The organism is Paenibacillus spiritus, from assembly GCF_008710135.1.
Classification (GTDB): Bacteria; Bacillota; Bacilli; order Paenibacillales; family Paenibacillaceae; genus Paenibacillus_AQ; species Paenibacillus_AQ glufosinatiresistens.
This window is the reverse complement of the sequence record NZ_VYKK01000028.1, coordinates 74,164-88,253: the sequence shown is the minus strand read 5'-3', so window position 1 is coordinate 88,253 and position 14,090 is coordinate 74,164. Positions and strand designations below refer to the sequence as shown.

Here is a 14,090-nt window from a genome sequence, read left to right as displayed (position 1 = left end):
ATAATGAGAACCCATCTGGATGGTGCTATACGCATTGGAATTATAGGAAGTGGTCGGATCGCCGAACGATTTATTTCGGAGGCGCAGCAGGTACAGGGAATTGAGGTTGTCGGTGTCTATAACCCGCGATTCCCGGCTGCCCGTGAGTTTGCCGATCGGCATCATTTGGAAATAGCTGCCGAGAGTGAAGAGATGCTCTACAAAGGGGTAGATGCCGTATATATTGCTTCTCCACATGAAACGCATTTTTACTATATTATGAATGCTCTGGTCAAAGGCAAGCATGTCTGGTGCGAGAAGCCAATGGTACTGGATAAACAGGAGGCGGAGAAAGCCTTTGCTTGCGCCAAGCATCAGGGCTTGGTATTAATGGAGGCCATCAAGACTGCATATTGCCCCGGATTTCTTAAGGTATTGGAAGTGCTGGATAGCGGCAGGATCGGGCTTATCCGAGATGTGGAAGGAACATTTACGAAACTCTCACCCCCTGGAGAACACTGGAGAGAACTTTCGCCTTCGCCATGGGCCGGAAGTTTTACGGAATTGGGCAGTTACCCGCTCATGGCCGTCCTGAGCATCTTAGGAGACCAATATGAGTCGCTGCGCTTTGAACACATCCCCGGCCAACATGGACTGGATTTGTATACAAAAGCGTATTTTCGCTATACAGACAGTCTGGCTACCGTTAAAGTTGGGCTTGGAGTCAAGTCAGAAGGCACGCTCGTAGTCAGCGGAAGCAAGGGCTATCTCAAGGTAGTCGCTCCGTGGTGGAAGACCGATGCATTCTCGCTCTATTATGAAGATGCCACCTCTCGCGATGACTTTGAAGAGGAGTTCGCCGGTGAAGGCTTAAGATATGGACTGAGCTGGTTTGCGGCAGCAATTCAGGGGAGTCAGGAGGCTGTCCGGTTGTTGCCATCTAAAGTATCCATCGGGATAGCTGCTATTATGGCCGCATTTTTGAAAGAGAGAAATGGTGGTAGAAGAGGTGTTGGAAGAACTAATGGATAAAATTAATATTTTGCAATTCCCCATCGCTAACACTTCCGGCGGTATTACCAACTATGTACTGAATAATTGGAGACATATTGATAGGGATCGGTTTCACTTTGATTTTGCAACGTTCAGCAAGAAGAAGCTCGACTTTGAAGAGACATTGACAAGCCAAGGCTGTAAAGTGCACTATCTGTCCTGCTATGCTGAAGAGAACGAGGAGAGGTTCATTGAAGAGATGAATCACATTTTGGAAGAGGGCTACGATGTTATACATCTCCATACCTCCTATTGGAAAAGCTTTCTGGCAGAGAAACTTGCCCTCCGCCATCGGGTTCCTCGGATCATCGTGCATGCGCACAGCACCATGGTAGATAAGGCAGACGAGAAGGAACGACTGATAGCCATCAGGCACCATCAGGAGCAGAAGAAATTATTTCACAGGGGGCTGGCGACCGATTATTGGGCCTGCTCGGAAGCGGCAGCGGACTGGTTGTTTGGTGAGCAGATTCCCAGAGAGCGGATTATCCTTATGAGGAATGCAATTGATGTTAGAAAGTTTGCCTTTAACCTTGTGCTTCGCCGAAATTATCGACAACGTTTGGGACTCAACGATTGCTTGGTACTGGGACATGTCGGAAGGTTTGTTCACACCAAAAATCACGAATTTTTAATTGAGGTCTTTCGAAGGGTGGTATCTGTATACCCGCAAGCGAGACTCGTCCTGGCCGGTGTCGGGCCGATGGAGGAGCAGATTCGACAGCAAGTCAATGATTTTGGATTGGGCTCAAGTGTCATCTTTCTTGGCGCAAGAGAAGATGTTCATGGAATTATGCAGGCAATGGATCTTTTTTTGTTGCCTTCGCATTTTGAGGGATTGGGTATTGTGCTGATTGAGGCCCAGGCGGCTGGATTACATTGTTTGGCCAGCGATAAGGTTCCCTATGAAGCCAAGATTACCGGAAATCTTGATTTTCTGCCTCTAAAAGAGGAGGCTTGGTACGCTTGGGTTAGACAGAACGCCGAGAAATACCATAGGGGCCAGACCGAGGAGCCTATCACGGCGGCCGGGTATAATATCGTATCGGAAATCAAACGGCTGGAGGAAGGATATGGACGTAGTTAACCCCTATAAAGTTTCGGTTATTATTCCGATTTATAATATGGAGAGTTATCTGGAGGAGTGCTTGGATAGTGTTGTGAACCAGACGTTGGCGCCCATTCAAATTGTTGCGGTTAACGATGGCTCCACAGACAGATCCTTAATAATTTTGGAACGCTATGCCACCCTATATCCAAACATTTTTATCATTAATCAAAAGAACCAAGGGGTGTCTAAAGCACGAAATCGCGCTCTTGAGGCATCGACTGCCGAATATATTGCCTTTATGGACCCAGACGACTACTATCCCGATAATCAAGTGTTAGAGCGCTTATTTAACAAGGCTGTAGAGCATAAAGCGGAGATTTGTGCAGGATCTTACTGCTATTGGGTGAACGATCACAGACTTACCGATTTCTCAGGCCCCTTCTCAGCACTCACTTTTCCATTTGAGGGCATGATCACCTTTTCAGAGTACCAATTTCCTTATGGGTTTCAAAGATTTATGTATAAAAGAGATCTTCTGGTACGTAATGGGTTATTGTTTCCGCTGTATGAGAGATGTGAAGACTTACCCTTTTCTACTCAGGCCTTAGTCCTCGCTGAACAATTTTACGCGATACCCGAATTCGTATACTGCTATCGTGTTAGACATAAATATACCACTTTAAACCTGCGTAAGACTACAGATTGCGCCCGCGGTGCCCTGGATTTGATCCGGGTGGCTGAACAGGAAGGACTTTGCCACCTATATAATTTAGCTGTCCGTATCTTTTATGACGACTTGTATCGGGCTTTTTATAAGTTCATTCAGAAGCAGCTACCCAAAACTCATGAGCTTCATGAACTTCTCAATGAAATCGATCAGTCCATCCATTTCGATTGGCTGACTGAAGAGAACCAAGACTACTATAACCGCTATCCATTAAAACCGCATCAGATCAAACAATACGCAGCAAAGATGCCTGAAATCCAAGAGAAATTGGTTAAGCGATTGCGGGAGAACCAGCCGGTCATTATATACGGTGCAGGTGTTATGGGGGAAAAGGCAGCAGCATTCCTTAAAGGGTATCCAGAAGTTGAAGTAATTGGTGCAGCAGTAACTAAACTTGGCAGCGGCAAACGATATATCACAACTATTCCGGTTAAACAAATTGAAGATTATCTTTATTTGAAAGAAAAGGCTACAGTACTTATTGCTACGTTTTCCAATCTGCACAACGAGATTAAGCTCCATCTAGAGTATTTGGGGTTCCAGCACCAGATATATTTGAATTCCTTAGAGTTTCAATTATTTGGAATCGACCGAAATAGCGTAATTCAGGTTTAACTATTTTGAAGTTTGGAGAGAGAATATGATCCTTGAGCCTCCTAAAGTTTCTGTTGTGATTCCTGTTTATAATGTAGAGAGATACCTGGACGAGTGCCTGCAAAGTGTGATAGGGCAAACGCTGACGGATATTGAAGTGATATGTATTAATGACGCTTCGACCGACAACTCTATGGATATATTAGAGAAATTCCGGACCAATGATAAACGTATTCAAATTATAACTCATCCCCGTAATAGGGGACTATCCTCTGCCCGAAACACAGGACTTAGCAGAGCCTCTGGGAAATACATTTATTTTCTGGATTCTGACGACTATATCGTCCCTGAAGCTATGGAAGAATTATTCAATAAAGCCGAAAGTGGTGTCTTGGATGCAGTCTTCTTTGAAGCAGAGCTTCTTTATGAAGATGACCAGCTAAAGACCCAATTTATCGGTTATAAAGAGGAGTTTCGTCACTCTTATGAGAGAGTTATGTCAGGCAGTGAGTTGTTTCCGTTGCTAGTTTATCGCGGAGAGTGGTTTGGCTCTGTATGTCGGCAGTTCTGGAACAGAGAATTTTTAATAACTCGTTCGTTTGATTTTTATGAAAATATTATTCATGAAGATGAATTGTTTTCTTTCCTTACTCTTTTGTCCGCTGAGCGGGTGGAATGCGTTCACAAGAAATATTTCGTACGGCGCCTTCGTCAGAAATCGATAATGACCAGCGGCGCGACAAAAAGGAACTTTATTGGATTGTTTATAACAATTTGCGAGATGCTAGATTACTGGAAGGGCCAAGAAATAGATGAAACCCTTGATGCTGCGATTGCCCGGCATATCTTCAATCTCTACACCCGTCTTCATGTTCGGTATGCCCAGATAAAAGGGGAAGTCCACTTAAACGACTTTCAGGAAGTTGGTTCTGGTTCTCTTCCAGGACATTTGTTCCAACTTTATATGAATACGAAGAGGAGACGTGAACTTGATATATCGGAAATTTATTCCATAAGTAAATATCCGAAGGTAGTTATATATGGAGCCGGAGTAGTCGGCAGACAGATACTTGAGGTTTTAGATAAGCAACAAATTGGAATCAATGGATTTATGGTTAGCGAGAAGCAACATAATCCCGAATTTGTCTTGGGCCATCGTGTATACTCGATTGAAGAATTGCATCCTTACCGCCAAGAGACACTGATTCTACTGGCAGCGACTCCCAAGTATTTGGTCAGTATGCGGGAGAAACTTGAGGAGTTTGGGTTTGAGCATTACATGGATCTAGATCCATACTAAACCGATATTATCGGAGGAAGACATGCCGAAGTTAACACCCCCTATATCTGTTATCATACCGATCTATAACGTGGAGCGTTATTTAGAAGAATGTTTGAATAGTGTGCTGGACCAGACTCTCCCGGGTATCGAGATTATATGTATCAATGATGGTTCTACGGATGGCTCACTGGAAATATTGCAGAAATATGAGGCTCGTTATTCACATTTGGTCACTATAAGCCAATCTAACCAGGGGGTTGCGGCTGCCCGCAATCGCGGATTACTTATGGCCAGTGGAGAGTATGTAGCATTTATGGATCCCGATGATTATTACCCTGACAATGATATTTTAGAATGTCTTTACACAAATGCGATCAATCATAATGCTTTAATTTGTGGAGGATCGTTCAGCCTATTAGACAATGGGAATATAATTGAAAACTTTCAGAGTTGGTACCAAGATTATCGTTTTAAAAGTGACGGAATGATTGCGTTTGAGGATTATCAGTTTCCATATGGCTTTACCCGTTTTTTGTATCAACTTGAGTTTTTACGCAACCATAGTATTTCGTTCCCTACTTATAATTACTTTGAGGATCCTCCCTTCTTTGTCAAGGCCGCGATTCAAGCTAAACAATTTTATGCTCTATCGAAAGTTACTTATCGGTATAGACAAGGACATAAGAATCCAGCTATACCGACTCATAAATGGGGCGATTTTGCAGCTGGTCTACTTGACCTGCTAACTTTATCAAAAAAACATAATTTATATAAATTACACAACATAGTGGTCAAAATTGTATATTTAGATTTATTCAGACCCTTTTACAAGCAGGTTGCAACAGGGCGGAATTCTAGTGGGATGTTGTTAGAGGAAATCGAACAAGCTATTAATATGGAATGGTTAACAGAGGAACAAAGGTTAATGGCTGATCGCTTTCCCCTAAAACACGCCCATCTTGAAATCTTTGCAAAGGAAAATATAGAATTGCAGAAAAAATTTAATAGGTTTTTACAAGGCGGAAATCCAATTATTATTTATGGTGCTGGCTGTATAGGCCAAAAAGTAGCGATGTATATTCAAGAAATTCAGCATGTGCATCTTGTAGGGTATGCGGTAACCTCTGCTGTTGGGAACCCTAGAGAAATTGAGGGGATAACTGTAAGAGAAATTAGAGACCTGGCAGAGCTTTGCCCTACTGCTTCTGTCGTCTTGGCTACAACGGACAGTTTCCAGAATGAAATAATGGCAACTCTTGACACGTTGGGTTTTCAACAAATTTGGCCCATTGAGTACCGACGCTTTCAGTTATTTAATACTTCAAAGGAGAACTAGGATGAAATCCATTAGTGTCATTATCCCTGTCCATAACTCAGAACGATATCTGCGGGAATGCCTTGACAGTATAAGCCTTCAAGCGCTGCCTGACATGGAGTTTCTATGTATTGAGGATTCTAGTACAGATCAAACCCGGGAAATCATCAAGGAATATAAAGCAAAAGATGGACGTTTTCGTATGATTATCGATCCGGATAGCAGCTATGGACACAAAATTAATCGTGGAATTGAAGAGGCGTCGGGAAAATACATCGGGATCGTAGAATCTGATGACAAGGTCGACCAGGATATGTTCGCAACGCTTTTTCGGTATGCCGAAGATAATAAAGCCGACTATGTTAAGTCTGATTTCAAGCCGTTTGTTACCGAACGTAAAAGGGATATTCACCTTCAACTGCACATTGTGAACACCCCGTCTTTCTACAAGACTATATTAGATATATCCGCTGATCCGCTTTTTATAGTCAACGTTGATATTGCCATTTGGACCGGAATATACAATAAAAGTTTCCTTCAAAGAAATCAGATTAGATTAACAGAATCACCGGGGGCTTCCTATCAGGATACCGGCTTTTTCTTTTTTACTTCTCTGTATGCACAGAGAGCGTACTTCCTGGATGAAGCCTTCTATTGGTATCGTACAGACAATGCGGCATCCTCTACCAAGGACCTTAATAAGGCTTTTGCTATTATAGAGGAATTTAAACAGATCAGAGAGCAACTTCCCGAAGAATTGAACCAAGTGGCTAAAGTGCTTTCTGCGCTTGCGGTTAGAAAATATATCGCATATGAATGGAATCTCAGCAGATTGGAGGGGGAACTGCAAGAGGCGTTTCTCGAAGAAATTCGGGAAGAACTGATGCGTGACTGGAATGATTCTAATCTGGATATGAGTCTGCTTCCTGCTGATCTGAAAACCTTTTATGATTTGGTGGTTGCCGATGAAAAAGAGGCTTTGCTTAATTATAATGAGCGAAATAGAAAAGAAAAAACTCGCTCCCAAGAAATTGCGACTATTTTAAAGTCTAATAAAGATGTTGTTTTATTCGGCGCAGGAAATGTAGGGCGATATTTCATTCTGCTTGCGAAGACTCTGCAATTTCCTCATATACTAGCACTCTGCGATAATAATTCGAAACTTTGGAACACTGAGATTGAGGGGTATTCTGTGATTTCGCCAGCAGAGGCAGTAGCCCGCTATTCTAAAGCCGATTTTGTCGTAGCGGCGTTTAAACATACGGATGAAATGTCTGATCAGTTGGCGGGATTTGGTGTACCTAGTAATCGAGTAAGTATCTGTAATGCTTACGCTAATATTTATTATATTCTGGACTACATTAAAAGTTAGTTAACGTTTTGGAACAGGAGCGTATGATATATGGCCACGCTGCACAGAACCACGAAGGCAGATGTTTCTGCTGCAAACCCGACTGATCGCGATATACGCGCTTATCTGGAACAGTATCCTGCGGGCCGGTTTGATGAAGTGCTTCGCCAAGATTCCAGATGGGAAGTATTTTATCACCTGAGTGATATGAGAACATCGATTCTGAATTGGTATAAATTTGATGCAGAGGCGGAGGTTCTGGAGATTGGCGGCGAGTTCGGGGCACTCAGTGGTATGCTCTGTGAACGATGCGCACATGTAACAACTGTAGAGGAATCCTTGTTCCGGGCGGAAGCGATCTGTCAGCGTCATGCGAACCGCAGTAACCTGGATGTCTATGCAGGACATGTGATGGAACTGGAATTAGATCGATCCTTCGATTATATCGTACTGGTGGGAATGCTTGAGCAAGTGGGCGGCGGGTCCACGAGCCTGAATCCTTATATAGACTATCTGAGCAGACTTCTGCCCTTACTCAAGCCTCAGGGTAAAATTCTGCTGGCCGTAGAGAATCGCTACGGTCTTCGTTATTTTGCCGGTGCACCCGAACCGCATACCGGCAGGCCTTTTGACGGGGTGAATCATTATCCGAAGGGAACGAAGGGGTATTCCTTCAGCCGCCAGGAAGTGAAAGAAATCTTGAAGCTTGCGGGCTTAACCTATCATCAATTTTATTATCCGCTGCCAGATTACAAGCTGACGCAACTGGTATATTCCGAATCCTTTTTGCCGGAGAAGAATCTCCAGGAACGTCTGATCCCCTACTATCCTAATGCTGAATCGCTCGTAGCGTATGAACTGGACCTATACAATGATGTGATTGATAATGGTGTATTCGAGTTTTTTGCCAACTCCTTTCTCGTGGAGGCTTCTTTGAGTAAGAACTTAAGCCCAGTCATCTATTCGGCAATTTCAGGAGACCGGGACAGAGGGCGTGCCTTCGCCACAACCATTTATCGGAATAACCAGGTGAAGAAGACACCGTTATATCCCGAAGGTAGGCCAAGTATGGTGCAATTGTATAAGAATATGCTCGACCTCCGGAGTCATGGATTGGAGATTGTTCGACATAGTCTGGAGCGCATGTCCTTAGTCATGCCTTATATGTCTGCTCCGACACTGTCCAAATACTTGAAAGAGATCGTCTCTAGAGATTCTGCTGAATTCATTCGGCTCTTCGATCACCTCTATGGTTTGATTTTAATTTCTTCTGAACAAGTCTCCTCGGAACAAAGCGCATTCCGACCGGAGGGTGGAGACCAGGTGGACTTTGGCCCTGTGCTGCGCCGGGCTTATTTGGAATTGATTCCTTTGAACAGCTTTTATGAGAACGGTCGAATTATTTTTTTTGATCAGGAATTTGTTGAAGAGAATTATCCGGCCCGTTATGTGTTGTTTCGGGCGCTTCATTATATGTATGCCTTTGCTCCAGATGCTGAATATGCGGTTCCATTGAACGGCCTGAAAGAACGATACGGACTTAAGGAGGCATGGAGTTTTTTTCTGGAGGAAGAAGGCCGGTTTCTATCTAATGTACGAAGACATGATCAGCATGAGCATTTCTACAGATGGACCCGGATCGATTACGAACGAATCTTGCGCAATACAGAAGAAATAGGGTCACCGAAGGGGGTAATTGAACCAGCCCCTGTTACCGATAAGATAAGAAAAGTACGCAGTGTGCAGCTGAAGTTGCTATCCAGCCTTCTGGAAGTCTGCGAGAAGCATGATTTGCGGGTATATGCCATCTACGGAACCCTTCTCGGAGCGGTTCGACATCAGGGCTATATTCCTTGGGATGACGATATCGATATGGCCATGCCCCGGGCGGATTATGATCGTCTGAAAGCTATCGCCGCTTCTGAATTTCCCGATTCGTATGTTTTGCAGACACCGGAAGAAAGTGTAGATAGCTTCTATGGAGGATTCATGCGGTTGCGTGACAGCAAAACTACAGGTATTAGCCGGATCGATCTTGGCCGGAGCGGTCATCAGGGTATCTGGATTGACATCCTGCCGATGGATAGCTGTACCCGAAATCCGCAGAAGCTGAAAAAGAAGTTGCGAAGCATCCGGACCGCCCAGCGTCTGCTGTATAGCCGTGTCTACGGCCATGAATTCCGGCAGTTTCGGGACATGACGGGCTGGACCTGGAGAGGTTATCGTATGGTGGCAAGTCTGTTCTCGCACCGCCAGCTCGTCCAGAGACTGGAGCGGGCAATAACGCAATTACCGGATCCAACCTCTGACTACCTGGCGATCTTCACTCACTATAACTATTACCAACCGTTGAATCGAAGCGATTTTGAGGAAAGGGTTATGCTGGGATTCGAAGATCAGACAATTCCGGTGCCAATCGGCTATAAGCGTTGTCTGGAAATGACAATGGGTAAGGACTATATGAGCTACCCTCCGATGGAGCAGCGCAGGCCCAAGCACAAGGGAATTTATCATCCTGAAATTCCTTACCAGGAGTTTTATCGGTTATTCTTTGATTTGTTTGGAGGCAGTGATGGTAAGCAGCTGGTGATTTTTGGCGCGGGCCTTATGTTCGAACATTACATGGACAAACATGGGGAAAAGCACCGGCCGGATTTTCTCATAGATAATGATTCGGCCAAGTGGGGGACTTGCCGACAAGAAATACCGGTATGCTCTCCGCAGAAGCTTGCTGATATTGCAACTGACAACCTCCATCTGATTATTTGCAGTGTGCATTACCGGGCCATCGAGAAGCAGCTCCAGGAGATGGGAATCCAGGATTATCGGGTCTATGTCCAGGATGTGGATTGGATTACCAGAGATGAAGAAGGGGAAAGTCGGTGAGTCTGCTATGATCGTTAACTTGTCTGTAGCGATTGATGAAATTACGGAAGGTATATCTGAATATTTGATTGATATAGAAGAGGGAGGTCCCGGATTTCCGCTTGCAACCATCGGGAGATACAGCTACATCAGCAGAGATGGAGACCGGCCTGGAACGATCTCGTCAGGTCTCAAGTGGAGAATTCCCGCTGGTTGGATTGCCCATAATCTGCAAATTGGACAATTCACCTCTATTGCGTACGGTTCCAACTTTACGTTGGGTATGGCGCATAACTATGCCAATTTATCTACCGGAGTATCCCGTTTATTTGGAAGACAGGATGCTGTCTCGAATTTCTCGGAACTATGCAGATGCAAGGGGCAAATTCTAATTCAAAATGATGTTTGGATTGGTCATGATGTGACTGTTATGCCTGGCGTAACGATTCACAATGGCGCCGTCGTTGCAGCTAATTCTCATGTAGTCAATGACGTTCCGCCGTATGCTATCGTTGGTGGCAACCCTGCCCGGATCATCCGGTATCGATTTAGCGAAGACATCATTGAGAAGCTCCAGACCATTCAGTGGTGGAATTGGGATGATCGGAAAATTTCAGAGAACAGCGCTTTTTTTACAGATACGAACGTAGAACGCTTCTGCGAGCTCTTCTATGAGGAGGGGCTGAAAAAGAAAAGCCATGTCCCTGATATCCCCCTTCCGCAAGGTGAACTGAAGTACGTATTTTTTGGGGATTTTGCAGAACCCTTTAGTCTGTGGCAACGAATCATTAAAGAATTCGTTCATACGTTTAGGACCGATCAAGAACGGATGCTGATTATCCTAGTTGAGGAGCAGTTCGCAGCTGCATCGCCTCAGATTCTCTCCTTGTTGGCGACTTATATCGACAAGTTAATCCAAATGGAGAAAGCGACGTGCTCGGTGCAAACCTGCCTCTGCCCGGAAGAGCAGGAACGGGCGGTATTTCGAAAGGCAGACTATTGGATTACGAACCGGACGAAGAAAACCATCCTTCATTCGGAGTATGCTTATGAGAATGGAGTCAAGATGATCTCCGGCGTGGATTGCCCGGTATTCTAACAAGGAGGTACAACCATGAAACCGTACAAGACAGGGTATGTGCCCGGTGTATTTGACTTATTCCATGTTGGTCATTTAAATCTTCTTCACCAGTGCAAGGAGCTTAGCGAGTATTTGATCGCCGGTGTGCTGACGGATGAATTGGTCCTTCATTTTAAAGGAAGAGCACCATACATTCCATTCGAGGAACGTCTGGCCATTGTCGAGTCTATCAAATATGTCGATCGGGCGGTTGCGGTATCTTATCACAACACGGTAAAGTGGGATGCCTGGCAGTTGTATCGCTACGACTGTCACTTTTCAGGCGATGACCATAAGGACGATTGGCAAGAGGAGCATGCCCAGTTACGTGAGGTTGGCTCGGATATGATCTTCTTTCCTTACACCCAAGGGACGAGTTCCACTCAGATCAAGAAATTGATTGACCAATCCCTGATTTAGCGGAGGCCCTTATGTACAGTTTTGACGTATTTGATACGCTGATCACCCGAGCTACTGCAACACCTAAGGGGATCTTCGCTCTGATGCAAGAGAAACTCCGGTATGAGAGCGAATTTGCGGATATTCCCGAATATGTTCGCAGTAATTTCTTTCTTCTTCGGAGTCATGCAGAGCAAATGGTCTGGACGATTCGGGAATCGGAATGGATAGAGGAAATCACGCTCATCCAGATTTACGATGCTTTATTGACGACCGGAAGCCTAACAGCAGAAATGGCGCTACGGTTGCAACAACTAGAACGAGCGATAGAGTATGAGTACACGCTTCCGATCCAATCACGAATAGAATGGCTGAAGACGCTTATCCGTCAGGGAGAACGGGTTATCCTAATCTCTGATATGTACCTCGACCACGAGCTTATACAAGCGATGCTGGTCAAGGCGGATCCGATCCTTGCCGATCTACCGCTCTATATTTCGTCGGATTACGGACAGGCCAAATGGACGGGCAAATTGTATAAGCGCGTCGCTGAACTGGAAAGAGTAGAGTTCAGCGAATGGACCCATTGCGGCGATAATCTGGAAGTGGATATTCAGAGGGCTGCCGAGCTGGGAATTAGAACCAAGCACCTACCTTTCAGTCCATTGACGACTTATGAACAAGCAGCGCTTGAGCGAAGCGAAGACGATGCCTATACACAATTGTCAATAGGGGCTTCCCGCTATGTTCGCATATCCGAGCAGACTGCGGAGACGGCAAAGACCGCTGCGGCCATTGGTTCTTCCTTGGGTGGACCTATTCTGTTTTCCTATGTATGGTGGCTTCTTGAGGAGAGCTGCGATAAAGGAATCAGCCGACTGTACTTTATTGCTAGAGATGGTTACGTTCTAAAAGGCATCGCAGACCGGATTATCAGAGAGCGGCAGCTTGATATCAAGACCCATTACCTTTATGGATCTCGTCAAGCGTGGCGGATGGCTTCCTTCGGTCCGGGCAACGATGACTTATACCGGTTCATCGGCTGGTCTTATTCGCAAAATTTGCAGAGTGTCGCTGGCTTAGCAGATATATTGCAACTATCCTTTGATGAATTGGAGCCCTTCCTCCCTTTTGCAGCACGAACGGTCAAGAAGCCGTTATCGCAGATCGCCTTAGCTGAAATTGCTAAGAGATTGAACTCCAATCTGACTTTCAAAACGTTTCTGCAGAATAAACACCGTCCGAAGCGTGAGCTGGTTGCGCGTTACCTGCAGCAAGAACTGGATCTTACCAATAACCAGTTTGCCTTTGTCGATCTGTCCGGCGGAGGTTTTACACAAAGCTGCTTAGCCGTTATTATGAAGGATTTTTACCCAGAGACCATCCGTACTTTCTATCTACGAATGGACCGAATGAAGACAAGCGGTAGCTGTATCTATTACAATTTCTTGCCCAGCTATCTAGGGCCCTCGGGACTTCTGGTAGAAATGCTGTGCAGGGCTATGCATGGTCAAACTATAGGTTACAGGGAAGAAGGAGAACGCATCGTTCCGGTCCTGAATGATGCCGGAGAGGTGGATGCACTTTCGAAGCATGGATTTGTGGACTACGTGACCGGAGTAGAGAATTTCACCTCCCGGTTAGCGCATACGATTGAACAATTTGGACACCGCGGGGACCGGCTGGATATTGCAGTTTCTTATCTCAAATATGCTGCGGATACGCCAGATAATAATATTCGTGACTTCTTCGGAAAAATGCCAAATGGCGTCACAGGCCGGGAGTCGGAGCCGGTTGAGTTTGCTCCGATTTTAACTCGCCGCCAGCTTCGCCAGCTCTTTCTATACCGAACTGACGAGCCGATCGAACGTTACTATTCGGGCTCCTATCTGGATTACTCCATTATGCGGGCAAATCTAGCAGACAAGAGGCGAATTGCCTTTTATCGCCGCCAAAACGAGGCATGGTTAGGACGTCTGAACCGTTTTCTTAAGACTTGGCGAAGCGGCAAACGGTACCGCTTGGCAAGCTATTTTCCGGTAGAAGCGTTGGATGAAAGGATTGTCTTGTACGGCGCCGGAAAGATGGGACAGGAGATTAGAGATAAAATTCTGAAGTTCGGTAAAAGCCAAGTGGTGCTCTGGGCGGATCGGGATTATCTCAAATATCGGCAGATGGGCATGAATGTATCGAGTCCTGACGAAATATCGCAAATCAAGTATGATAGTATAGTAATCGGAGTGAAGGACCGCGGTCTGGCAGGAATTATCCGCAGGGACTTGGCGGACAGGGGCCTTCCGGAAGACTCGATCCGATGGGTGGAACCTTGGCCCACGTGGGAGTAGGAGGAACGA

10 protein-coding genes are annotated in these 14,090 nt (G+C 45.3%); all 10 read left to right on the top strand.

The features are described from left to right. Window positions 1-3: 3 nt before the first annotated feature. From F4V43_RS17125 to F4V43_RS17080, 10 genes are read left to right on the top strand one after another with little or no spacing between them, the layout of a single operon-like run. Window positions 4-1,011: a Gfo/Idh/MocA family protein gene (locus tag F4V43_RS17125; RefSeq protein WP_150459474.1), complete on the top strand. Its 1,008-nt coding sequence runs from the start codon at window positions 4-6 to the stop codon at window positions 1,009-1,011. Continuing rightward, window positions 1,004-2,119, top strand: a complete 1,116-nt coding sequence (locus F4V43_RS17120; RefSeq protein WP_191089631.1) for a glycosyltransferase — start codon at window positions 1,004-1,006, stop codon at window positions 2,117-2,119. The genes F4V43_RS17125 and F4V43_RS17120 overlap by 8 nt, the downstream gene beginning before the upstream one ends. After that, window positions 2,106-3,425 (top strand): glycosyltransferase, encoded by a 1,320-nt coding sequence (locus tag F4V43_RS17115; RefSeq protein WP_150459472.1) that lies wholly within the window; start codon window positions 2,106-2,108, stop codon window positions 3,423-3,425. Before F4V43_RS17120 ends, F4V43_RS17115 begins: the two co-directional genes overlap by 14 nt. Window positions 3,426-3,450: 25 nt before the next feature. After that, window positions 3,451-4,704, top strand: a complete 1,254-nt coding sequence (locus tag F4V43_RS17110; protein ID WP_150459471.1) for a glycosyltransferase family 2 protein — start codon at window positions 3,451-3,453, stop codon at window positions 4,702-4,704. Between the two features lie 22 nt (window positions 4,705-4,726). Then, window positions 4,727-6,022 carry a glycosyltransferase family 2 protein gene (locus F4V43_RS17105; protein ID WP_150459470.1) on the top strand — a complete coding sequence of 432 codons (1,296 nt, stop codon included), beginning with the start codon at window positions 4,727-4,729 and terminating at the stop codon, window positions 6,020-6,022. A gap of 1 nt (window position 6,023) precedes the next feature. Next, the gene (locus F4V43_RS17100; RefSeq protein WP_150459469.1) at window positions 6,024-7,373 is read left to right on the top strand and encodes a glycosyltransferase family 2 protein; all 1,350 of its coding nucleotides are present in this window, start codon (window positions 6,024-6,026) and stop codon (window positions 7,371-7,373) included. A gap of 30 nt (window positions 7,374-7,403) precedes the next feature. Then, entirely contained in the window at window positions 7,404-10,238 is a 2,835-nt protein-coding gene (locus F4V43_RS17095) for a LicD family protein (protein ID WP_150459468.1), read from the top strand. Continuing rightward, window positions 10,216-11,316: a CatB-related O-acetyltransferase gene (locus F4V43_RS17090; RefSeq protein ID WP_223879945.1), complete on the top strand. Its 1,101-nt coding sequence runs from the start codon at window positions 10,216-10,218 to the stop codon at window positions 11,314-11,316. Before F4V43_RS17095 ends, F4V43_RS17090 begins: the two co-directional genes overlap by 23 nt. Window positions 11,317-11,331: 15 nt before the next feature. Then, a complete protein-coding gene (locus F4V43_RS17085; protein ID WP_150459467.1) occupies window positions 11,332-11,757 on the top strand; it encodes an adenylyltransferase/cytidyltransferase family protein in 426 nt (141 codons plus the stop codon). A gap of 11 nt (window positions 11,758-11,768) precedes the next feature. Further along, window positions 11,769-14,081, top strand: coding sequence for an HAD family hydrolase (locus tag F4V43_RS17080; RefSeq protein WP_150459466.1), 2,313 nt, complete (start codon window positions 11,769-11,771; stop codon window positions 14,079-14,081). Window positions 14,082-14,090 lie beyond the last annotated feature (9 nt).

Bases quoted from the DNA above. Each gene is read 5' to 3' on its own strand.
- F4V43_RS17125 (WP_150459474.1), top strand. From the start codon at position 4: ATGAGAACCCATCTGGATGGTGCTATACGCATTGGAATTATAGGAAGT.
- F4V43_RS17120 (WP_191089631.1), top strand. From the start codon at position 1,004: ATGGATAAAATTAATATTTTGCAATTCCCCATCGCTAACACTTCCGGC.
- F4V43_RS17115 (WP_150459472.1), top strand. From the start codon at position 2,106: ATGGACGTAGTTAACCCCTATAAAGTTTCGGTTATTATTCCGATTTAT.
- F4V43_RS17110 (WP_150459471.1), top strand. From the start codon at position 3,451: ATGATCCTTGAGCCTCCTAAAGTTTCTGTTGTGATTCCTGTTTATAAT.
- F4V43_RS17105 (WP_150459470.1), top strand. From the start codon at position 4,727: ATGCCGAAGTTAACACCCCCTATATCTGTTATCATACCGATCTATAAC.
- F4V43_RS17100 (WP_150459469.1), top strand. From the start codon at position 6,024: ATGAAATCCATTAGTGTCATTATCCCTGTCCATAACTCAGAACGATAT.
- F4V43_RS17095 (WP_150459468.1), top strand. From the start codon at position 7,404: ATGGCCACGCTGCACAGAACCACGAAGGCAGATGTTTCTGCTGCAAAC.
- F4V43_RS17090 (WP_223879945.1), top strand. From the start codon at position 10,216: ATGAAGAAGGGGAAAGTCGGTGAGTCTGCTATGATCGTTAACTTGTCT.
- F4V43_RS17085 (WP_150459467.1), top strand. From the start codon at position 11,332: ATGAAACCGTACAAGACAGGGTATGTGCCCGGTGTATTTGACTTATTC.
- F4V43_RS17080 (WP_150459466.1), top strand. From the start codon at position 11,769: ATGTACAGTTTTGACGTATTTGATACGCTGATCACCCGAGCTACTGCA.